The sequence below is a fragment of the Novosphingobium sp. BF6 genome, from assembly GCF_058273105.1.
The window spans coordinates 11,879-31,356 of the sequence record NZ_CM177775.1 but is presented as its reverse complement, the minus strand read 5'-3'; the positions used below and the strand labels follow the sequence as shown (position 1 = coordinate 31,356).

The window sequence follows — 19,478 nt, the reverse complement described above, 5'->3', positions numbered from 1 at the left end:
TCGCCGTCCCGAACCAGCTCGGGACGGCGATTGTCAGAGCGGCCCTCACGCCCCCGTGCGGTAGCTTTCCAGGATGTCGCGGCGCAGCGCCGCGCCGCTGTCGGTGCGCGAGTAGAACATGTGCCCGCCCGGATACATGTGCAGACGCACGCGGTCGGGACGGCCGAACTCCGGCATCTGCGATACGATCAGGCGCGATCCGAAGTAGGGGCACGAAAGATCGTCCCAGCCGTGGACGATGTCGACGGTCATCTTCGGGTCGATCGAGATCGCCTGACGCAGGTCCTTGACCGGGGTGTCGGTGTTGTCGCGGGTCCAGGCCTCGTTCACTTCGAAAGACAGGGCGTTGTAGCGCGCGTCGACCTTCCAGCCGACCTGACGCGTCACGAAATCGACCATGGCCGAAGTGGTCGGCGCGATCAGCGTGGTCAGCAGCGGGTCGCCGTACTGCGGGCGGGCGCTGGCCGGGAACGGGTCGAACGAGGTGAAGTTCGAATCGTAGACCGAACCGATCAGGCCCTGATCGCGGCGGATTTCGCGCAAATACGTGCCGATGTCGACGCGGCCGTCCATGCGGCGCACGAGCACCGGGTCGAGTCCGGTGATCTCGGCGACTTTGGCGGAAAGGCGGTCGGTCGCGGCCTTGTCCTTGGGACCGGCGAGGAAGTCGGCGACGAATTCGGTCTTCAGGTACTGTTCGACCGGGGCCATGGTGGCCTCGCTCAGATTGCCCTGACGCTCGAAGTGACCGGCGGCCATGGCGGGCAGGTTGAGCATCCAGGGCAGCGGCGAAAGCGCGTCGTCGTCGCCGATGGCGGGCGGGTCGAGGTAGGGCGAGACCAGCGTCATGCCGTTGATGCCCACGCCCATCTGGGTCTGGAGGTAATAGGCAAGGCGCGGCACGCGGTAGCCGCCGTAGCTTTCGCCCGCGAGGTACTTGCGGCTGGTCAGGCGGCCGTTGGCGTTCAGCCAGTCATAGACGATCCGGCTGAGGTACTTGATGTCGTTCTCGGAAGTGTAGAACGCCTTCTTGGTCGCCTCGGCATCGACGCGGCTGCGCGAGAAGCCGGTGCCGATCGGATCGATGAATACGAGGTCGGTGAAGTCCAGCCACGAATTCGGGTTGTCGTGCAGCACCGCCGGGTCTGACGGCGCGTCACCCTGGGCGCCGAACTGCACGCGCTTGGGGCCGATGGCGCCAAGGTTCAGGTAGACCGAGGCCGCGCCGGGGCCGCCGTTGAAGGCGAAAGTGACGGGGCGGCTGGTGGGCGCACCGGGGACGGTATAGGCGGTATAGACCACCTCGCCGATGGTCTTGCCCTTCTCGTCCTTGATCGGCAGCGCGCCGACCGTGGCGACATAGTTGACGGTCTTGCCGCCGATCGTCGCGCTCTGCTTGATCGACTTGGGCGCGGGCAGGAGGGGGACTTCGTCGTCCTTCTTCGCCTCGGCGCTGTCAGCGGGCTTGTCGGCGGCGAAAGCCGGGAAGGAGGTGGCGGCGAGCGCCATGGCCAGACAGGCCAGTGAAACTTTGCGCATGGAAGGAACGACCCCTTTTGTCGATGCGTCCGAACGGACGTCAGGGGCGATAGGTAGAACTCGAAGATAGTATACGACAAGGGCACAGACGGGAAAAAATGGTGCCTGGCCCGTCCTGCCTTCCGGGGATTGGCCATGGGTTGAGCCATCGGAAGGCAGGGCAGGCCAGGCGTTCGGACGGCGCGGGGGTTGCCGTCCGAATCTCGGTCGTCAGGGCAACATCGAACCCGTCTCGATGAAGCGCTGGTGCCACGACAGCGCCTCGCCCGGCAGCGAGGGCGACTGGAGGCCGTAGGATCCCTTCAGCGCGCGGGCATAGTAGTCTTCCAGCAGCGGGCGATAGTCCGGGTGGGCGCAATTGGCGATGATGACCTGAGCGCGTTCCTTGGGGCTGAGGCCGCGCAGATCAGCCAGGCCCTGCTCGGTGACGATCACCTGCACGTCCTGGTTGATATGGTCGACATGGCTCGCCTGCGGCACGATGGCCGAGATCTTGCCGCCCTTCGCCGTGGAGGGCGTCATGAAGATCGAGATATAGGCATTGCGCGCGAAGTCGCCCGATCCGCCGATGCCGTTCTGGATGCGCGAGCCCATGACGTGGGTGGAGTTCACCGCGCCGTAGATGTCGGCCTCGATCAGCCCGTTCATGGCGATGCAGCCGAGGCGGCGGATCAGTTCGGGGTGGTTGGAGATTTCCTGCGGGCGCAGGATCATCTTGTCGCGGTAGCGGTGCATGTCGGCATTGACGCGCGCGGCGGCCTCGGGGCTGAGCGAGAAGGCAGTGGCCGAGGCCATGCGCAGCTTGCCCGAATCCAGCAGGTCCAGCATGCCGTCCTGGATCACTTCGGTATAGGAAGTCAGGCTGTCGAACGGCGCGTCGACCAGGCCGGTCAGCACGGCATTGGCGATATTGCCCACGCCCGACTGGATTGGCAGCAGCGCCGAAGGCAGGCGGCCCAGCTTCACTTCGTGGCTCAGGAATTCGAGGATGTGCCCGGCGATCGCCCGAGCCTTCTCGTCCGGCGGGCTGAACGGGGCGTTGCGGTCGGGACGGTCGGTCTCGACGACGGCGACGACCTTGGCGGGATCGACCTTGAGATAGGGTTCACCGATGCGATCATCCGGCTTCACCAGCGGGATCGGCACGCGGCTGGGGGGCAGGGCGGTGCCGTAGTAGATGTCGTGCATGCCCTCCAGCGCCTCGTTCTGCCACGAGTTCACTTCGAGGATCACCTTGGAGGCGCGGTCGAGCCAGGTCTTGTTGTTGCCTACCGAGGAGGAGGGGATCAGGCTGCCGTCGGCGCGGATGCCCGCCACTTCGATGACTGCCGTGTCGAGCGGGCCGAGGAAGCCCTGCCAGGCCATCGGCGCGACCTGCGAGAGGTGCATGTCGAAGTAGTTCATCTCGCCCTTGTTGATGCGTTCGCGGGCGATGGGGTCGGAATTGTAGGGCAGGCGGAATTCGATGCCGTCGGCCTTGGCCAGCGCGCCGTCGAGTTCCGGGCCGGTCGAGGCACCGGTCCACATGCGCACCTTGAAGCCGCGTCCGGCGGCGTGCTCGGCCTCGATATGGGCGGCAAGGGCGAGGGGAACGGCCTTGGGATAGCCCGAGCCGGTGAACCCGCTCATGCCCACGGCAGTGCCGCTTTCGATCAGGCGCGCGGCCGCTTCGGCGGGCATGACTTTGGAGCGAAGCTCGGCACTCTCGATACGCATGGCAACCTCATCCTTTCTGTCTGACCTTTGCTGCGCCAGTCGGCCTCCGCGCGCGAGGAATCCAGTGCAAAGTAAAACCGCACGGTTGCGGCGGATGCATGACAGATAGCTTGTTTGGAAATCCGCCGCAGGCGGATTTCGGCGGCACCGGCCCTCTCCCCCACCCGACCTCCCATAGGGTACTATCGCTGGGAGGTCGGGTGGGGGAGAGGGCCGGTGCCGCTACGAAAATGCCCGAGAGGGCATTTTCCGAACAAACCTTACCGAGAGGCCATTTCTATGACGGTTCTGGCGATGGCCACGAGTTCCGCCTCGCGGTTGACGCCGCATTTCTGAAAGATCGTGCGGAGCTGGGCGACGACGGTCTGGACGCTGACGCCGCGCATCTGTGCGACGGTCTTGCGGGAGTGTCCCTGTGTGAGCAAGGCGACGACTTCGGCTTCGGCGCCGGTCAGCTTCATCGCCTCCGCCAGTCGCCGGGCGGGGAATAGGTTCGGGGCCAGCGGCGTGCGCAGGGTGACGATGGCCCGGGGCGAGAAGCCGAAGGTCCAGTCGTGACGGGGCAGGGTGCGCACGTCGAGGAGGATGAGCGTGTCCTCGGTCCGCAGCCAGAGGTCGGCGGGGCCGATGATCGAACCGTCGAGTGCGGCGGCGATGCGGCTCTGGAGCAGGAAGTCGATATCGTGCCGCACGGCGTGAAGTGCACCGGCGCGGACCTGAAGCGTCGAGCGTCCGAGCAGGGCCTGCGCCGCCGAGGTCATGCCGCAGACCTTGCCCACCGCATCGAGCAGGATCGCCGCGCTGCTGATCGATTCGAGCGAGCCTTGCAGCAGGGCGGCGCCCTGGTGCTCGATGGCGTCCTGGAGCCGGATCGCATCGAGAACGGTCGGGCCGATCCGCCGGAACACCTCGCGCTGGACTTCGGTGGTCGCGCCGTCGCTGCCGCCGTGGAGGGCGGCAAGGCCGAACATCACGCCGGGGCGCTGGCTCAGCACCATCTGAACGCCGAACTCCGCCTCGTGCCGCCGCACATAGTCGAGGTAGGCCTCATTGGTGGAGACGGCACGTGCGGCGGCGTAGTGCACTTCCCAGGACAGTTCGAGCGGCGGCCGCGTCGCGGCGACGCGATAGTTCACGTCGGGCCGATAGCCGCCGATCGCTTCGAATTCGGAGAGGAAGATCTGGTCGCCGTCAGTAACCCAGTTAAAGGCCGTGTGGCGATCGCCCAGCGCGAGCAGCTGCGCCCGGGAGGAGCCGGTCATGCTCGCCAGCGTCTTCAGCGCCCGGTCCCAGCCCGCCTCCTCGAAAGGCGCGCGTGCGAACAGGGCGGCCAGCCGCTCCGTTTCGGATTCGTCCCCACTTTTGCCCACGAACCCAGTCATGGGGGCACATTTCGTGCTTAACAAGTACTGTTATGAAACGTGGCTGGGCGTGAATTACCATGAACGTGGTATGCCACTGATCCGAAACGGGTTCAGAACGGATTCGCGACCCGAGGGATCGGCGACAAGCCATCCTGACACTTGCCCGAGGCCTGTTTCGACAGGTCTCGGGCATTTTCTTGATAGCCGTCGATGCTATCTTTCGTCGTCTTCACCAAAGTAGGAATAGAGATCGAGCCCTAGCTTTATGCCTCGTTTGCCGAGCGCCAGAATAGTTTCCGGGTCAAGCTCAAGCCCACCCTGATAACCTTCGAAAAATACGCCGCAGAACATATCGAGACGAAAGCGGTTCGAAAGGTGCGCCCACAAGGCAGGATCATCGGGGAATTGCGCCAGAAGACCTTCGATTTGGCCATCGAGATCTCCCTCATCGCTATCCGGGGCGCGAAGATGCCAACCACCCGTCCGATAGCGGGCCTCCCGGTCTTTGCGTACCAATTCCCCTTTCACATGACTGCTGCTGGGGACGACCTTGAGGAGTTGCGTGATTTCGACAGGGTCGAGGTCGTCCCCCATAACCCTGAATCCCGCCGTGGTATTTGTCAGCATCGACAGGAAGGTCGCGGACAATTCCGGCGTTGGCAAATGGATTCGGCAGGGCGCTTTCCCAACGGGAGGCTATCGGCCAAACTTCCTTTGCGATTTTCCATAACGCGTCTTCCGCGTCCCCGGCTTGCCCTCGTTGCTGCGGCCGACGATCGGCGCCTTCTTGTGGTCGTCGGGAATGCCGAGTTCGCTGGCTTCCAGGCGCCGGATCTCGTCGCGCAGACGACCGGCTTCCTCGAATTCGAGGTCGGCGGCGGCATTGCGCATCTTCTGTTCGAGTTCCTCGATATACGCGCGCAAGTTGTGGCCGACGAGGTTGTTCTGGCCTTCCGCGTCGATGTCCACCAGCACGCCGTCGCGGCTGGCGGTATCCGCGACGATATCGGCGATGCGGCGCTTGATCGTCTGCGGGGTAATGCCGTGCTCGGCGTTGTACTCTTCCTGGCGGGCGCGGCGGCGATCGGTTTCGGCGATGGCGCGCTCCATCGATCCGGTCATGCGGTCGGCGTAGAGGATCACGCGGCCATCCACGTTGCGCGCGGCGCGGCCGATGGTCTGGATCAGCGATGTCTCGCTGCGCAGGAAACCTTCCTTGTCGGCATCGAGGATGCAGACGAGGCCGCACTCGGGAATATCGAGGCCTTCGCGCAAGAGGTTGATGCCCACCAGCACGTCGTAGACGCCCATGCGCAGATCGCGGATCAGTTCGATGCGCTCCAGCGTTTCGACATCGCTGTGCATGTAGCGCACGCGCACCCCGGCTTCGTGCATGAACTCGGTGAGGTCCTCCGCCATGCGCTTGGTGAGCGTGGTGACGAGGGTGCGATAGCCGCGCTCCGCCGTCGTCTTGCACTCGACGATGCAGTCCTGCACCTGGTCCTCGACCGGGCGGATTTCCACCGGCGGATCGATCAGGCCGGTGGGGCGGATCACCTGTTCGGCAAAGACGCCGCCCGCTTCGTCCATTTCCCAGTGGCCGGGCGTGGCCGAGACGGCGATGGTCTGCGGGCGCATCGCGTCCCACTCGTTGAAGCGCAGCGGGCGGTTGTCGATGCAACTGGGCAGGCGGAAGCCGTATTCGGCCAGCGTGATCTTGCGGCGGTGGTCGCCCTTCGACATCGCGCCGATCTGCGGCACTGTCTGATGGCTTTCGTCCACGAAGAGCAGGGCATTGTCTGGCAGGTATTCGAACAGCGTCGGCGGCGGCTCGCCCGGCAGGCGGCCGGTGAGGAAGCGCGAATAATTCTCGATTCCCGCGCAAGAGCCGGTGGCCGCGATCATTTCGAGGTCGAAATTGGTACGCTGCTCCAGCCGCTGTGCTTCCAGCAGACGGCCCTCTGCTTCCAGTTCCTTGAGGCGCTCGGTCAGCTCGAAGCGGATCGCCTCGCTCGCCTGCTTCATCGTCGGTCCCGGCGTCACGTAGTGCGAGTTCGCATAGACCCGCACCTTTTCGAGTGCGGAGCCCTTCTTGCCGGTGAGCGGATCGAACTCGGCAATCTCCTCGATCTCGTCGCCGAAGAACGAGATGCGCCAGGCGGTGTCCTCAAGGTGCGAGGGGAACAGTTCCAGATTGTCCCCGCGCACGCGGAAAGTGCCGCGCGTGAAGGCCGCGTCGTTGCGCTTGTACTGGAGTGCGACGAGCTTGCGGATGATCTCGCGCTGGTCCTGCGTGTCGCCGGTCTTGAGGTCGAAGATCATCGCCGAGTACGTCTCGACCGAACCGATGCCGTAGAGGCACGATACCGAGGCGACGATGATCACGTCGTCCCGCTCCAGCAGCGCCCGCGTGGCCGAGTGGCGCATGCGGTCGATCGCCTCGTTCACCGAGCTTTCCTTCTCGATGTAGGTGTCCGACCGGGCGACATAGGCCTCCGGCTGGTAGTAATCGTAGTAGGAGACGAAGTACTCGACCGCGTTTTCCGGGAAGAAGTCCTTCATCTCGGCATAGAGCTGCGCGGCAAGGATCTTGTTCGGTGCCAGGATCAGCGCCGGGCGTTGCAGTTCCTCGATCACCTTGGCCATGGTGAAGGTCTTGCCCGAGCCGGTGACGCCCAGCAGCACCTGCGTCTTCTCGCCGTCCCCCGCCGTGGAGACGAGATCGGCGATGGCGGTCGGCTGGTCGCCGTTGGGTTCGTATTCGGAAACGACCTTGAACGGCCTGCCCGGCATCGACTTGTCGGGGCGTGCGGGTTTGTGGGGGACGAACGTGCCCGAGGTATCCGGTTCCTCAAGGCCCCGGCGGATGATCAGCTCTGCCATGCGAGAACATATGGGGTATATCGCCCGCGCCCGCAATGACTCGAGGTGAGGACTCGCGGGAAGGGGCCGTCGATGGTACTTCGTCTGCCCTTCAACTCGGTGCGAAAGGTCTCGATTCTATGAAGCGGATCACGGCGGTTTCGGTGGTATGTCTGGTGCTGGCTTTGGCAGCCTGCTCGAAAGAGCAGAAGAGCGGCGAAGCCAGGTCGATGGACGACGTGAAGCAGGAAGCCGCGCAGCTTCAGCGCCCGAAGCCGGGGCAGTACACCCAGAAGGTCGAGATCACGAAGATGGACATGCCGGGCCTCTCCAGCGAGGCCGCCGCCCAGATGAAGACCGCGATGACCCAGGGGCAGGTCAACACCTTCTGCCTGACCAAGGCCGAAGCGGACAAGGGCTACCGCGACATGTTCGACGATATCGGCAAGGGTCGCGAATGCACTTATTCGCGCTTCGACGTTGATGGCGGCAGACTCGATGCCCAGATGGATTGCAAGTCCAACGAACAGGGGCAGGCGAGCATCAAGCTGGCCGGCACCGTGAGCGAGCAGGGCTCGGATATCAATGTGGACATGGACATGTCCGGCGGTCCCGCACCGATGGGACAGATGAAGATGGCAATGCACCTGACCACCTCGCGGGTCGGCGATTGTCCTTGAGGTTGAAAGACTGACGTGAACGGACCGGCCCCGCGACAGCTAGACATGATGCGCAGCGCCATCGCGCGCCGCGCGGCGCTGGCGCGCGAGCCGCATCCGGAAGGGGTGCGCAAGCCGCCCTTGCGCCTGTTCTTCGCCGAACTCGCCTCGTTGCGGCGCGGTGGGCGCAAGCTGCTGGGGATAGAGCGGGCGCTTCATCCCCAGCCGGTCATGCTGCTGCCGGGCTTCGGCGCGCATCCCAACCGGATGCGGCCGATGGCCGAGGCGCTGGCTCAGGCCGGGCACGAGGTCCACGAATGGGGCCTCGGCTTCAATTTCGGGCCGAACCGGGAGAACTTCGAATTCCTGATGCGCCGGGTCGGGTCGCTGGCGCGGCGGCACCGGGCGCCGGTCACGCTGGTCGGCTGGAGTCTCGGCGGCCTGTTCGCGCGCGAGATCGCCCGGCGCCAGCCTGCCAGCGTCGGCAAAGTGGTGACGATGGGCACGCCGTTTTCCGGCGATCCGCGCGCCAACAACGCCTGGCGGGCCTATCAGGTCGTCACCGGACACTCGGTGCATGCGCCGCCGATCGACTGCGATTTCTCCGAGAAACCGCCGGTGCCGACGATCGCCTTGTGGAGCCCGCGCGACGGAGTGATCCACCCGCGCTCGGCTTGCGGCTGGGCGCATGAGCGCGACCGGGCAGTGGCGATCCGCTGCTCGCACCTCGGTTTCGCCAGCGATCCGCGGGTGATCGCTGAAGTGCTGCGGCAGCTCGATATCGAAGGTTAGGCAATCACATCGTCGCGGGCTTTGCCGACCGGCCCCTTGGCGCCGAGCGAGCAACCGGCGCTGGCCGCGATCATCATGGCCACGGCCAGCCATTGCAATGCGGTCAGCCGCTCACCCAGCACGAAGTACCCGACGATGGCACCGAGGGCAGGCGCCATCGAACTGAGCAGGCCGACGATCCGGCTGGAAAGCTGCGTCATCGCGCGCATCTCCAGCATATAGGGCAGGGCGCTCGACAGCAGCGCGACGACGAGGCCGAGGCCGAGCGCATGAAGCGGCAGGCTCGCCGGGGCCGAGGCGAGGCCGAATGGCACGGTGACGAGGCAGGCCACCGTCATGCCCAGCGAAACCGCCGTCGTGCTGCCGACTTCTGAGGCGCGCTTGCCGCAGAGGATGTAGAGCGCCCAGCAGGCCGCCGCGCCAAGGGCGAAGGCGATCCCGGCAAGGTCCAGCGGCTGGGCGCGGCCGGGCCAGGGGATCAGCAGAGCGAGTCCGCCGAGCGCCAGCGCAAGCCAGAGGAAGTCGCGCACCGAACGCGAGGTGGCGAAGACCACGCCGAGCGGCCCGCAGATTTCGATGGCGACGCCGATGCCGATCGGGATGCGGCGGAATGCCCAGTAGATCATCAGGTTCATGCCGCCCAGCACGAGGCCGTAGACCAGCAGCCAGCGCAGTTGCCGTGCCGTGATCCGGCTACGCCAGGGCCGGGCGATGGCGAGCAGGATCACCGCCGAGATCGTCGTGCGCAGCGCCGCGACGCCTTCCGGACCGACAAGGGGAAACAGGCTCTTGGCGAAAGCTGCGCCGAGGTTGATCGAGGCCTGCGCCACGACGATGGAAAGGCCAGCGAGCAGGGCCGTGCGGTCGTTGGTTGAAGAGCAGGACGTCGCGGTCATGCCCCGCGCGATGCCCTTGGCGGCTGCGCGGGGCAAGAGGTTCGTAAGAAGTGGTGTTCGCCTCCGAACCGCGTGGTCGCCTAACTGCCCGGCAATTGCGGTGCCGAGCCGCTGATCGGGCCGAGCCAGAAAAAGCCGTCGTAGCGGGGGTCCGGCTCTTTGCCCGGAAAGGCGCCGAGGCCGATGAAAGGTGCGCGTTTCAGATCGATCTCGCTATTGGCGGGATGGTTGCCGCATTCGATGGCATCTTTTGGAATCTTTTGTCCGGGTTCCAAATGCAAACCCTGCTTGACCTGGCAATACCACGCGGTTCCCGCTGCGTAACGGATATCGAGGCTGACGACCGGGGCATGTGAAGCGAGTCGTGCGGCCATGAAGTCAAAGCTTGCCGCGCCCTCTCCATAGCGCGACTTTCTGGCATGGGCGTTGCCGGTCAGGACCAGCACCTGATCGTAACTACCGCGGGTTGCCGCCTCATGGATGTTTTCCGCCTGCACCGCTTCGCGTGGGCCTCCTCCGGCAAGATCGGAAAACCGCTTCTCCTGAGCGCCGTCGCTGTCGAATGCGACTACGGCAATAGGCAGGCCCGCTTCCTTCAATCCGTGCAGCCGGACCAGCAAGGTGAACATGGCCTGGCTGGCAACACCGTCCTGTCGAGCCTGCCAACCTGCACGGACAAGGGCCGGGCCGAATTGACCGGGTGGCAGTTTCCATGCGTCTTGCAAAGCGACATTGGCGGTAGGATCCAACTCGATGCTGACGAGGACCCGTTGCTTTTGCGAGGCCAGCGCGCAGGCCAGATTGCCGATGAATGCGGGGCTCTCTTGCGTCCCGTGAAGTTCCCCGAAAACGACATAGCGTGGCTGACGGCTGGCGACTTCCGACCAGCCTTCTGGCAAGGCGCATGGCTCCTGGGCAGGAGTCGAGGGCGAAGGCGCCGCTGCGGCGTAGGTAAGAACTGGAGCGGCAAGCAGGATCGACGGGATCAGGGGCATGACCCGATCCTGCGCGGCAATCGCGTCGTCATAAAGGATAGATGAAGCCATTTTGGCTGAGGTTGCAGATGTTTAATCTTGAGTTGGGATCTCATCCTCGGCAGCATTCAGCCATGACGCTCGTCATGCCGACCCTTTGTGCGATCACGCTTCTTGCCGTGGCCGTTCCGAGCGCGCTGGCGAACGAGCCGTTCGAAGATGTGCCGAACTGTTACGACGCGGTCGTGACGGCACGAATCGTCAAGCAGATACCCAGCGTGGCCCCGGAATGCGGTGAGGACTGCATCATCACGGTCTGGCCCTGGTTTCTGGACCTTGAAGTCAGGCGCAGTCTGATAGGCGATGTGCCGAGGGGGCGCTTGCAGGTCATGGGGATGTTGCACACGTCCTACCGTAGGGATCTGGGGCACCGGCGGTGGTGGCTCCGGCGCAATGGGCTTGGCGGATACAACCTCTTGCGCTTCGGCGCGGAGGGCAGCCCCGCGCTTTGTGCGAAAGATTCCGGACCGGCAAAGGCCTACATCATGCCGGGCGCTGGCAAGACTCTGGACGATCTGCGGACTGAAGGAGAACGCGCGTACCGCGCTTACGAATGAGCGGTGCCGAACCCGATCAACCGCTTGGAGGCCGTCTGCGGTAGCTAAGCGCCTCCGCGACATGGATGCGCGTGACTTGCTCCATTCCGGCGAGGTCGGCGATCGTGCGGGCGACGCGCAGGATGCGGGTATAGCCGCGGGCCGAGAGGTGCATCGCCTCCGCCGCCTGCATCAGCAGTTTCCGCCCCGCCTCGTCCGGTGTCGCGTGGGTTTCGAGGAGGTCGCCGTCGAGTTCGGCATTGGTGCGTTTTCGGGTGCCTTCCAGCCGCGCGGTCTGGATCAGGCGGGCGCGGGCGACGCGGGCGGCGACTTCGGCGCTGCCTTCCCTGGGCGGCGGCAGCGCGAGATCGACGGCGCGCACCGGGTCGACTTCGACGTGCAGGTCGATCCGGTCGAGGAGTGGGCCGGAGACTTTGCCCTGATAGTCCGCCGCGCATTTCGGCACGCGCGAGCAGGCGAGGGTCGGATCGCCGAGGAAGCCGCAGCGGCACGGGTTCATCGCGGCGATCAGCTGGACCCGCGCGGGATAGGTCAGGTGGGCATTGGCGCGGGCGACGGTGACTTCGCCGGTTTCCAGCGGCTGGCGCAGCGAATCGAGCACGGCGCGCTGGAATTCCGGCAGTTCGTCGAGGAACAGCACGCCGAGGTGCGCCATCGAGACTTCGCCGGGCCGCACCTTGAGGCCGCCCCCGGTCAGTGCTGCCATCGAGGCGGAATGGTGCGGCGCGCGAAACGGGCGGGCGCGGCTGATCCGGCCTTCCTCCAGGGTTCCGGCGACCGAGGCGATCATCGAGACTTCCAGTGCCTCGGCAGCGGTGAGTTCGGGCAGGATGCCGGGCAGGCAGGAGGCGAGCAGCGACTTCCCCGCGCCCGGAGGCCCGCTCATCAGCAGGTTGTGCGATCCGGCGGCGGCGATCTCCAGCGCGCGGCGGGCGACTTCCTGGCCTTTCACCTGCCGCAGGTCGGGGCCGCGTTCGGGCGGGTCGGCGCGGCCCGGCTGGGGCGGCGGCAGCACTTGCGTGCCCTTCAGGTGGTTGAGCAGGCTGATGAGGTTCGGCGTTGCCACTACCGGCACGCCGCTGGCCCAGCGCGCCTCGCTGCCTTGCGCCGCCGGACAGATCAGTCCGAGGTCGCGTTCGCTGGCGTGGAGCGCCGCGAGCAGGACGCCGGGAGAGGGGATTACCCGGCCGTCCAGCGCCAGTTCGCCCACCGCGATGAAATCCGCCAGTTCCTCCGAATCGACGATCCCCATCGCCGCCAGCAGGGCGAGCGCGACCGGCAGGTCGTAATGCGAGCCTTCCTTGGGCAGGTCCGCCGGAGAGAGGTTGATCGTGATCCGCTTGGGCGGCAGTGCCAGACCCATTGCGGTTAGCGCGGCACTTACCCGCTGGCGACTCTCCCCGACGGCTTTGTCCGGCAGGCCGACGAGCGCGAACCCCGGCATTCCGGGGGCAACCTGACACTGGACTTCAACCGCGCGTGCTTCCAATCCCAAGTAGGCGACGGTTGAAACGAGGGCGACCACGAAGGCTGTTCCTTGCCTATTCGTATTTGTATTTGTATTTGGACAATCACGTTAGATAACACAACTAAACTCAAGTATTTCTCGTTGTCCAGAAGGTTAAAGTCTTTTAACCTTAGCTCTAACGACTTGTGTAAGCAGATGGGTCGCATCCTGTGGATATGCGTTCGCTTGCCACTCTTCTCGCTCTGGCGACCCTGCTTCCAGTCCTGCCCGCGCAGGCCGCGGATGGCAGGATTTCCTACGAGCTGGTGGAAATGGAGTCGGGCGTCGTCGAAGGCGATCCGGGGCTGGCCGATCCCAGTTACGTCGAACAGGCCGGGATCGAGACCGATCGTGCCGGTCTGGCGCAGGCCGCCTTCTGGCAGAGCGGCCCGGCGGCCATTCCGCGCGGGATCGCCTCATACGGACCGTTTCGCGTGATCGATGCCACCCATGCTGCGCTGGTCGATGCCACCGATTCGCGCAGTCCGGCGCAGTTCGCGGCACTCCTGCGCGACTATCCGGGCATCGCCCAGCTTGAGATGATCGAGTGCCCCGGCACCGAGGACGATCTCGCCAATCTGCGGCTGGGACGGCTGATTCGCGAGCGGGGCATCGCCACCCATGTGCCGACCGGCGGTTCGGTGCGGTCGGGTGCGGTCGAACTGTTCCTGGCCGGAGTGCGTCGCTACGCCGATCCCGGCTCGGAGTTCGCGGTCCATGCCTGGCTGGACGATACCGGCCGGTCGCCGCGCGACTACGCTGCGAATTCGCCCGAGAATCGCCGCTATCTCGATTATTACCGGCAGATGGGCATGAGCGAGGCCGAGGCCTCGGCCTTCTACGGCATGACCAACGCGGTCCCGTTCGAATCGGCGCGCTGGTTCGACGGCGCGGAAATGGCGCGTTGGGTTTCGCTCGACCGGCTCGACGCCTGTGGGTCTATCCGAACAGCCCGGCCAGCCAGCCCCTGCGTCTTGGCGGTCGCTGCGCGCCGCTGACCTGCAGCAGGTGATTCGCCAAGAGCGTCGCCTGGTTCCGCGTCAGGAAGAATCGCGAGGTATCGGGTTCCTCGCCCGCGTCCCAGCTATCCCGCTCGAAGGTCTGGAGTTCCAGCATCACGTTGGGGCCGAGGTCGCGCGAAGACCATCCCACCAGCACACCGATTCGCTCGTCCTTCGTCATCGATTCGCCAAGTTCACCCTGATTGCTTCTGCGCTGCCGGAAACGGGCTTTGGCGCGAGGTTAGCATAAGCTGTGTCGTTCGTTCGGGAGCGCTCGGGTGGACGCGGCGGGGCATTGGGGGTACTCGCATGGGCACGGAGCATCGGTGTGTCCATCTTGCGGCAGGGAATGCGTTTCCCGAGTGCCAGTGAAACGGCTTTCCCTTGACTCTGGCGCCCCGCTCTCGTAACGGCGCGCTTCAGTTTTGCGGTCGACCTCTTGGGGCGGCCCTGTTTGTTCGGGTCCTCCGGGGCCGCATTTGAATTTCGAGGACCGTCATGAAGCGCACTTTCCAGCCCAGCCGCCTTGTTCGCGCCCGCCGTCACGGCTTCCGCGCCCGTACGGCGACTGTCGGTGGCCGCAAGGTGCTTCGTGCGCGCCGCGCTCGCGGCCGTTCGAAGCTTTCGGCCTAAGTCTTTCAAGCCCGAATCCTTAACCGGATTTGGGCTGGGATGCGGCACGCGGCCCGTGTCGCCATCCGAGTTCCCGTGCCTCGGGGATTCGGGTGGCGGCACGGGCCGCCGCCGTTTTGGGTCTGCGGTTTTCGTGACTTGCGCCAATTGCAGTCCGGGCTGCCGACACTATCTCTGACGCGATGACCGCCAGCCCTTACTCCACGATGACGAAGCGGGCCGACTTCGTCGCGGCCAACGCCGGCCTACGGGTCGCGCGGCCCGGATTCGTGCTGCTTGCCAAGGCGAACGGCGGGCAGGGCATGCGCGTCGGTATCACCGTCACCAAGAAGATCGGCAATGCCGTGGTGCGCAACCGCATGAAGCGGCGCTTTCGGGCACTGCTGCGCGAGATGCTGCCGGAGCACGGGCTTGCCGATACCGACCACGTCCTGATCGGCCGCGAGAACGGCGTCGAGCGCGACTTCACCCTGCTGCGCGACGAACTCCTGGCCGCGCTGGGCCGCGCCCAGGCGGGAAAAGGCGATCCGCCGCGCAATCATCGCGGGCGCAAGCGTGGGCCGGGCGGCAAGAGCGGTTCTGCAAAGAGCGGCGCTGCGAAGCCGGCGGGCCCGAAGGCAGGGGCATGAAGAAGGCGCTCGCCTTCCTCGTCTCGCTGCCGGGGCTTCTGCTGATTCTGGTGGCGCGGGCCTGGCAGCTCGGTCCCTCGAAACTGATGCCGCCGACCTGCCGCTATGCCCCGTCCTGCTCGCAGTACGCCATCATAGCGGTCCGCAAGCACGGTGCGATTAAGGGTGGCTGGCTGGCGTTCAAGCGTATATTGCGCTGCCAACCGTGGGGCGGGCACGGCTATGATCCGGTCCCCGACTGAATGAAATCGGGCAGCCAAGTCGCTGCCACTGACGCGAATACGACAGGAAAAAGCCTTCGTGGATAAGCAGCGCAACATCATAATCGCGGTCGTTCTGACCGCGCTCGTGCTCTTCGGCTGGGAAGCCGGGGTCGGGTATTTCTATCCGCAGGCGAACAAGCCGCAGCCGGTCGAACAGGCCGCTCCGGCATCGGATTCCGCCAGCAAGCCAACTCGCGAAGGCGGCCTGCGCGACGCCGCCGACCTGGCGCTGGAGCAGCAGGATCTCAAGACCGCGCTTGCCGCCCCCGGCCGCGTTGCCATCGTCGCCCCCGGCGTCTCCGGCTCGATCAACCTGACCGGCGCGCTCCTCGACGATCTCGTGCTCAACCGTCACCGCGAGACCGTGGAGAAGAACTCCGGCCCGGTCCGCATGTTTTCGCCCTCGGGCACCCCGGCGCAGCAGTATGCCCAGTTCGGCTGGGTCGGCGAAAGCATCGCCGCGCCGACCGCGCAGACGGTCTGGACCGCGCCGCAGGGCGCGAAGCTCACGCCGTCCACGCCCGTCGTCCTCACTTGGGACAACGGCAAGGGCCAGATCTTCTCGATCACCTTCAAGGTCGACGACAACTACCTGATCACCGCCGACCAGCAGATCCAGAACCGCGGGACCGGCGCGGTCGCGGTCCAGCCCTTCGCGCTGGTCAACCGCACCGACCGCACCGCCGCCGCCTATGCCTGGACGCTGCGCACCGGCGGTATCGGCGCCTTCGACGGCTCGGTTACCTTCGGTCCCAAGTACGAAACCCTCGCCAAGGACGGCACGATGCCGCAGCCGGGCAATGCCGACTGGATCGGCTTCACCGACGTCTACTGGATGTCGGCCGTCATCCCCGTCAATGCCAAGGCCCAGGGCGCATTCCGCTCGCAGGGTAACGGCATCTTCCGCGCCGACGTCGTCTACGACAAGTCGGTGGTCCAGCCGGGCCAGGCCCTGACCCGCGAGACCAAGCTCTTCGCCGGCGCCAAGGAGCACAAGGTGCTCGATGCCTATGAAGCGCAGGGCATCGCCAACTTCGGCCTGGCCATCGACTGGGGCTGGTTCCGCTGGTTCGAAAAGCCGATCTTCTGGCTGCTGACCAAGCTGTTCAGCCTCGTCGGCAACTTCGGCGTCGCCATCATCCTGCTGACCGCGATCGTGCGCGGCATCATGTTCCCGGTCGCCCAGCGCGGCTTCGCCTCGATGGCCGCGATGCGTGCGATCCAGCCGAAGATGAAGGCGATCCAGGAGCGCTACAAGGACGACAAGCAGAAGCAGCAGCTTGAGATCATGGCGCTCTACAAGCAGGAGAAGGTGAACCCGCTCGCCGGCTGCCTGCCGATGTTCCTCCAGATCCCGGTGTTCTTCGCGCTCTACAAGGTGCTGATGCTGGCGATCGAGATGCGCCACCAGCCCTTCGTGTTCTGGATCAAGGACCTTTCCGCCCCCGATCCGCTGCACATCCTGAACCTGTTCGGCCTGCTGCCGTTCACGCCGCCCAGCTTCCTGGCGATCGGCGTGCTGGCCCTGCTGCTCGGCGTGACGATGTACCTGCAGTTCAAGCTGAACCCGGCCCAGATGGACCCGGCGCAGCAGCAGGTCTTCGCGCTGATGCCCTGGTTCATGATGTTCATCATGGCGCCGTTCGCCTCGGGCCTGCTGGTCTACTGGATCACCTCGAACCTGCTGACCATCGCCCAGCAGAAGTTCCTCTACAGCCGCCATCCGCAGCTCAAGGCGATGGCCGAGAAGGAAGCGCAGGACAAGGCGCGCGCCGCCGAGCGCGGCAAGAGCAAGGCCTGAGACATATCATGACCGAAGAACAGGCCGCACAGGCGGAATTAGCCGAGCAGGCGCGCAAGCTCTTTTCAGGACCAGTGACGTTCCTGAAGAGCGCGCCCGCGCTCAAGTTCCTGCCCGATCCCGACGCGCCGGAGATCGCCTTCTGCGGTCGCTCGAACGTCGGCAAGTCGTCGCTGCTGAACGCGCTGACCGGCCGCAAGGCGATCGCGCGCACTTCGGTGACGCCGGGCCGCACGCAGGAACTGAACTTCTTCGAGGTGGGCGAGCCGATGCAGTTCCGCCTCGTCGACATGCCGGGCTACGGCTTCGCCAAGGCACCGCCCAAGGTCGTCGAGACCTGGCGCCGCCTGGTGCGCGACTATCTGCGCGGCCGCGTCGTGCTCAAGCGCACGCTGCTGCTGGTCGATTCGCGCCACGGCGTGAAGGATGTCGATGCCGAGATGATGAAGATGCTCGACGAATCCGCCGTCGGCTATCGCATCGTCCTGACCAAGGCCGACAAGATCAAGGCGAGCGAACTCGAAAAGGTTCACGCCGAAACGATCGCCGAAGCCCGCAAGCATCCCGCCGCTTTCCCGGAAGTGCACATCACGTCCTCGGAAAAAGGTCTCGGCATTGCCGAACTGCGCGCTGCGGTTCTGGGCGATTCGCTGATCTGAGCCGCTCCATTTACTAAAAGCCCGCCGTCGTCCCCGTGAAGGCGGGGACCCCGCTTGTTCTTTTCGAGCACGCAAAAACGCGGAAATGCAGAGAGGGTACGGACCGGCGCCGACCTCTCTGCATCTCCGCGTTTTTGCGTGAATCAACAAGAAAGCGGGACCCCCGCCTTCGCGGGGGCGACGAAAGGGTATTGGGCTAAGGGATGCGGTGCGAACGGATGGGGCTGCGAACAACCGGACGCCACCGAATGCCTCCGGAATGATCGTTTTCCCCTTTGATATTCGCGGTTTGATGCGCAATCATGCTTTCGCCGCCCGCTTGACCCCCGGAACATCCGGAAAACTGCAAATGTGACGATTGCGTGACGAGCGCAGTTCCCCTAGAGGCGCTCGGTCGCGCCAATGAGAAGAAAGGAGTCTCGCCATGCGCCAGATCGCCGTTCTTCCCTATCGCACTATCGGCCCTGCCGTGGATGCGCCGATTCAGATCCTGCTGATCACGTCGCGCAGCACGCGGCGCTGGGTCATTCCCAAGGGCGGGCTGATGAAGGGCTATCTGCCCCACGCCGCCGCCGCCGCCGAAGCGGAGGAGGAAGCGGGTGTGCTCGGCGCGGCATGCCCGATCCCGCTGGGGTCCTATCGCTACCGCAAGCAGCGCGCTTCGGGCGCTTCGGTATGGGCGGATGTGGATGTATTCCCCTTCGCCGTCACCGAAGAGCTTGACTCGTGGGACGAACAGCATCAGCGCGAACGCCGCTGGTTCTCTCTCGCCGACGCCGCTAAGGCGGTCGACGAAGAGGATCTTCGCGCGCTGATCCGATCCTTCGGTGCGCGCGAGTTCCGCGCTGCGGCCAGCCCCGCGCGCCTGATCGGCGCGATGGCTGACCGCATGGCCGACAAGACAGGGATCAATACAATGTTTGCCTGGTTCCAGAAGCTGCTTCCGCAGCAGGGCAATTTCTTCGATCTGTTCGAGCAGCAGGCTGCCACGCTGGTTGCCGGTGCCGACGCGCTCGCGCGTCTGGCGCAGGGCGGTCCCGGCCGCGGCCAGCACATCCGCGAGATCGAGGAACGCGAACACGATGCGGACAATATCACCCGCGAAGTGCTCCAGACCGTTCGCCGCACTTTCCTGACGCCGTTCGACCGCTCGTCGATCACCAGCCTCATCACCACGATGGACGATGCCATCGACGAGATGCAGCAGGTGGCCTCCGCCGTGAACCTCTACGAGGTTGCCGAGTTCGAGCCGGAAATGATCGACATGGCGGCGATCATCGTCGACGCCGCGCGCCTCACCGCAGAGATCATGCCGCTGCTGCGCAAGATCGCCGACAACGGCCACCGTCTGCACGAACTCACCGAGCGCCTCGTGCGCATGGAAGGCCATGCCGACGAGATTCACGCCCGCGGCCTGAAGCGCGTGTTCAAGCAGGACACGGGCAAGGATGCGCTGCACTTCATCGTGCGCCAGGAAATGTTCAAGCGCCTCGAACGCGTCGTCGACCGCTTCGAGGACGTCGCCAACGAGATCGACGGTCTCGTGATCGATCACGCCTGACGGGC

General features: G+C 65.2%; 19 protein-coding genes. 10 read left to right on the top strand and 9 right to left on the bottom strand.

Features of this window, described 5'->3' with window-relative positions:
* Nucleotides 1-45 precede the first annotated feature (45 nt).
* The 5 genes from AC4D6D_RS00165 to uvrB form a co-directional block, all read right to left on the bottom strand.
* Nucleotides 46-1,539, bottom strand: a complete 1,494-nt coding sequence (locus AC4D6D_RS00165) for a S10 family peptidase (RefSeq protein ID WP_491326016.1) — start codon at nucleotides 1,537-1,539, stop codon at nucleotides 46-48.
* Between the two features lie 210 nt (nucleotides 1,540-1,749).
* A complete protein-coding gene (gene scpC, locus AC4D6D_RS00160; RefSeq protein WP_491326015.1) occupies nucleotides 1,750-3,255 on the bottom strand; it encodes a succinyl-CoA:acetate CoA-transferase ScpC in 1,506 nt (501 codons plus the stop codon).
* 260 nt (nucleotides 3,256-3,515) lie between these two features.
* A complete protein-coding gene (locus AC4D6D_RS00155; RefSeq protein ID WP_491326014.1) occupies nucleotides 3,516-4,637 on the bottom strand; it encodes a helix-turn-helix transcriptional regulator in 1,122 nt (373 codons plus the stop codon).
* A gap of 195 nt (nucleotides 4,638-4,832) precedes the next feature.
* The gene (locus AC4D6D_RS00150) at nucleotides 4,833-5,246 is read right to left on the bottom strand and encodes a DUF4279 domain-containing protein (protein ID WP_491326013.1); all 414 of its coding nucleotides are present in this window, start codon (nucleotides 5,244-5,246) and stop codon (nucleotides 4,833-4,835) included.
* Between the two features lie 69 nt (nucleotides 5,247-5,315).
* On the bottom strand, nucleotides 5,316-7,502 hold the full coding sequence (uvrB, locus tag AC4D6D_RS00145; RefSeq protein ID WP_491326012.1) for an excinuclease ABC subunit UvrB: 2,187 nt from the start codon (nucleotides 7,500-7,502) through the stop codon (nucleotides 5,316-5,318).
* A gap of 119 nt (nucleotides 7,503-7,621) precedes the next feature.
* Between uvrB and AC4D6D_RS00140 the strand changes: the two genes are divergently transcribed.
* Nucleotides 7,622-8,161 (top strand): DUF3617 domain-containing protein, encoded by a 540-nt coding sequence (locus AC4D6D_RS00140; protein ID WP_147221657.1) that lies wholly within the window; start codon nucleotides 7,622-7,624, stop codon nucleotides 8,159-8,161.
* Nucleotides 8,162-8,206: 45 nt separating this feature from the next.
* Nucleotides 8,207-8,932, top strand: a complete 726-nt coding sequence (locus AC4D6D_RS00135; protein WP_491326011.1) for an alpha/beta hydrolase — start codon at nucleotides 8,207-8,209, stop codon at nucleotides 8,930-8,932.
* Here the strand turns inward: AC4D6D_RS00135 and AC4D6D_RS00130 are convergent.
* Nucleotides 8,929-9,828: an EamA family transporter gene (locus tag AC4D6D_RS00130; protein WP_491326010.1), complete on the bottom strand. Its 900-nt coding sequence runs from the start codon at nucleotides 9,826-9,828 to the stop codon at nucleotides 8,929-8,931. The two genes, AC4D6D_RS00135 and AC4D6D_RS00130, sit on opposite strands and share 4 nt — an antisense overlap.
* Nucleotides 9,829-9,908: 80 nt before the next feature.
* Nucleotides 9,909-10,874, bottom strand: a complete 966-nt coding sequence (locus AC4D6D_RS00125) for a hypothetical protein (protein WP_491326009.1) — start codon at nucleotides 10,872-10,874, stop codon at nucleotides 9,909-9,911.
* Between the two features lie 62 nt (nucleotides 10,875-10,936).
* On the opposite strand from AC4D6D_RS00125, the gene AC4D6D_RS00120 reads away from it, so the two are divergent.
* Nucleotides 10,937-11,419: a hypothetical protein gene (locus AC4D6D_RS00120; protein ID WP_491326008.1), complete on the top strand. Its 483-nt coding sequence runs from the start codon at nucleotides 10,937-10,939 to the stop codon at nucleotides 11,417-11,419.
* Nucleotides 11,420-11,435: 16 nt separating this feature from the next.
* Here the strand turns inward: AC4D6D_RS00120 and AC4D6D_RS00115 are convergent, their stop codons facing one another.
* On the bottom strand, nucleotides 11,436-12,944 hold the full coding sequence (locus tag AC4D6D_RS00115; protein WP_491326007.1) for a YifB family Mg chelatase-like AAA ATPase: 1,509 nt from the start codon (nucleotides 12,942-12,944) through the stop codon (nucleotides 11,436-11,438).
* Nucleotides 12,945-13,102: 158 nt separating this feature from the next.
* On the opposite strand from AC4D6D_RS00115, the gene AC4D6D_RS00110 reads away from it, so the two are divergent.
* The gene (locus tag AC4D6D_RS00110; RefSeq protein ID WP_491327262.1) at nucleotides 13,103-13,924 is read left to right on the top strand and encodes an alpha/beta hydrolase; all 822 of its coding nucleotides are present in this window, start codon (nucleotides 13,103-13,105) and stop codon (nucleotides 13,922-13,924) included.
* Here AC4D6D_RS00110 and AC4D6D_RS00105 read toward each other — a convergent pair.
* Complete coding sequence (locus tag AC4D6D_RS00105) at nucleotides 13,866-14,108, bottom strand: hypothetical protein (protein ID WP_147221648.1); 243 nt, start codon at nucleotides 14,106-14,108, stop codon at nucleotides 13,866-13,868. The genes AC4D6D_RS00110 and AC4D6D_RS00105 overlap by 59 nt on opposite strands.
* 317 nt (nucleotides 14,109-14,425) lie before the next feature.
* On the opposite strand from AC4D6D_RS00105, the gene rpmH reads away from it, so the two are divergent.
* The 6 genes from rpmH (at nucleotide 14,426) to AC4D6D_RS00075 (ending at nucleotide 19,473) form a co-directional block, all read left to right on the top strand.
* Nucleotides 14,426-14,560 (top strand): 50S ribosomal protein L34, encoded by a 135-nt coding sequence (gene rpmH, locus AC4D6D_RS00100; protein WP_086494189.1) that lies wholly within the window; start codon nucleotides 14,426-14,428, stop codon nucleotides 14,558-14,560.
* Between the two features lie 182 nt (nucleotides 14,561-14,742).
* A complete protein-coding gene (gene rnpA, locus AC4D6D_RS00095; protein ID WP_491326006.1) occupies nucleotides 14,743-15,189 on the top strand; it encodes a ribonuclease P protein component in 447 nt (148 codons plus the stop codon).
* Complete coding sequence (yidD, locus tag AC4D6D_RS00090; RefSeq protein WP_442947290.1) at nucleotides 15,186-15,431, top strand: membrane protein insertion efficiency factor YidD; 246 nt, start codon at nucleotides 15,186-15,188, stop codon at nucleotides 15,429-15,431. The genes rnpA and yidD overlap by 4 nt, the downstream gene beginning before the upstream one ends.
* Before the next feature lie 58 nt (nucleotides 15,432-15,489).
* Nucleotides 15,490-17,253 (top strand): membrane protein insertase YidC, encoded by a 1,764-nt coding sequence (gene yidC / locus AC4D6D_RS00085; protein ID WP_491326005.1) that lies wholly within the window; start codon nucleotides 15,490-15,492, stop codon nucleotides 17,251-17,253.
* 8 nt (nucleotides 17,254-17,261) lie between these two features.
* On the top strand, nucleotides 17,262-17,912 hold the full coding sequence (yihA, locus tag AC4D6D_RS00080) for a ribosome biogenesis GTP-binding protein YihA/YsxC (protein WP_147221641.1): 651 nt from the start codon (nucleotides 17,262-17,264) through the stop codon (nucleotides 17,910-17,912).
* A 424-nt stretch (nucleotides 17,913-18,336) separates the two neighbouring features.
* Nucleotides 18,337-19,473: a DUF47 family protein gene (locus AC4D6D_RS00075; protein WP_147221639.1), complete on the top strand. Its 1,137-nt coding sequence runs from the start codon at nucleotides 18,337-18,339 to the stop codon at nucleotides 19,471-19,473.
* The last annotated feature ends 5 nt before the right edge of the window (nucleotides 19,474-19,478 follow it).

Coding starts and splice junctions, on each gene's coding strand:
- AC4D6D_RS00075 (WP_147221639.1), top strand. CDS start 18,337: ATGCGCCAGATCGCCGTTCTTCCCTATCGCACTATCGGCCCTGCCGTG.
- AC4D6D_RS00120 (WP_491326008.1), top strand. CDS start 10,937: ATGACGCTCGTCATGCCGACCCTTTGTGCGATCACGCTTCTTGCCGTG.
- rnpA (WP_491326006.1), top strand. CDS start 14,743: ATGACCGCCAGCCCTTACTCCACGATGACGAAGCGGGCCGACTTCGTC.
- scpC (WP_491326015.1), bottom strand. CDS start 3,255: ATGCGTATCGAGAGTGCCGAGCTTCGCTCCAAAGTCATGCCCGCCGAA.
- AC4D6D_RS00105 (WP_147221648.1), bottom strand. CDS start 14,108: ATGACGAAGGACGAGCGAATCGGTGTGCTGGTGGGATGGTCTTCGCGC.
- AC4D6D_RS00135 (WP_491326011.1), top strand. CDS start 8,207: ATGATGCGCAGCGCCATCGCGCGCCGCGCGGCGCTGGCGCGCGAGCCG.
- AC4D6D_RS00165 (WP_491326016.1), bottom strand. CDS start 1,539: ATGCGCAAAGTTTCACTGGCCTGTCTGGCCATGGCGCTCGCCGCCACC.
- AC4D6D_RS00155 (WP_491326014.1), bottom strand. CDS start 4,637: ATGACTGGGTTCGTGGGCAAAAGTGGGGACGAATCCGAAACGGAGCGG.
- AC4D6D_RS00125 (WP_491326009.1), bottom strand. CDS start 10,874: ATGGCTTCATCTATCCTTTATGACGACGCGATTGCCGCGCAGGATCGG.
- AC4D6D_RS00110 (WP_491327262.1), top strand. CDS start 13,103: ATGCGTTCGCTTGCCACTCTTCTCGCTCTGGCGACCCTGCTTCCAGTC.
- AC4D6D_RS00150 (WP_491326013.1), bottom strand. CDS start 5,246: ATGCTGACAAATACCACGGCGGGATTCAGGGTTATGGGGGACGACCTC.
- AC4D6D_RS00130 (WP_491326010.1), bottom strand. CDS start 9,828: ATGACCGCGACGTCCTGCTCTTCAACCAACGACCGCACGGCCCTGCTC.
- rpmH (WP_086494189.1), top strand. CDS start 14,426: ATGAAGCGCACTTTCCAGCCCAGCCGCCTTGTTCGCGCCCGCCGTCAC.
- yidD (WP_442947290.1), top strand. CDS start 15,186: ATGAAGAAGGCGCTCGCCTTCCTCGTCTCGCTGCCGGGGCTTCTGCTG.
- yihA (WP_147221641.1), top strand. CDS start 17,262: ATGACCGAAGAACAGGCCGCACAGGCGGAATTAGCCGAGCAGGCGCGC.
- AC4D6D_RS00140 (WP_147221657.1), top strand. CDS start 7,622: ATGAAGCGGATCACGGCGGTTTCGGTGGTATGTCTGGTGCTGGCTTTG.
- uvrB (WP_491326012.1), bottom strand. CDS start 7,502: ATGGCAGAGCTGATCATCCGCCGGGGCCTTGAGGAACCGGATACCTCG.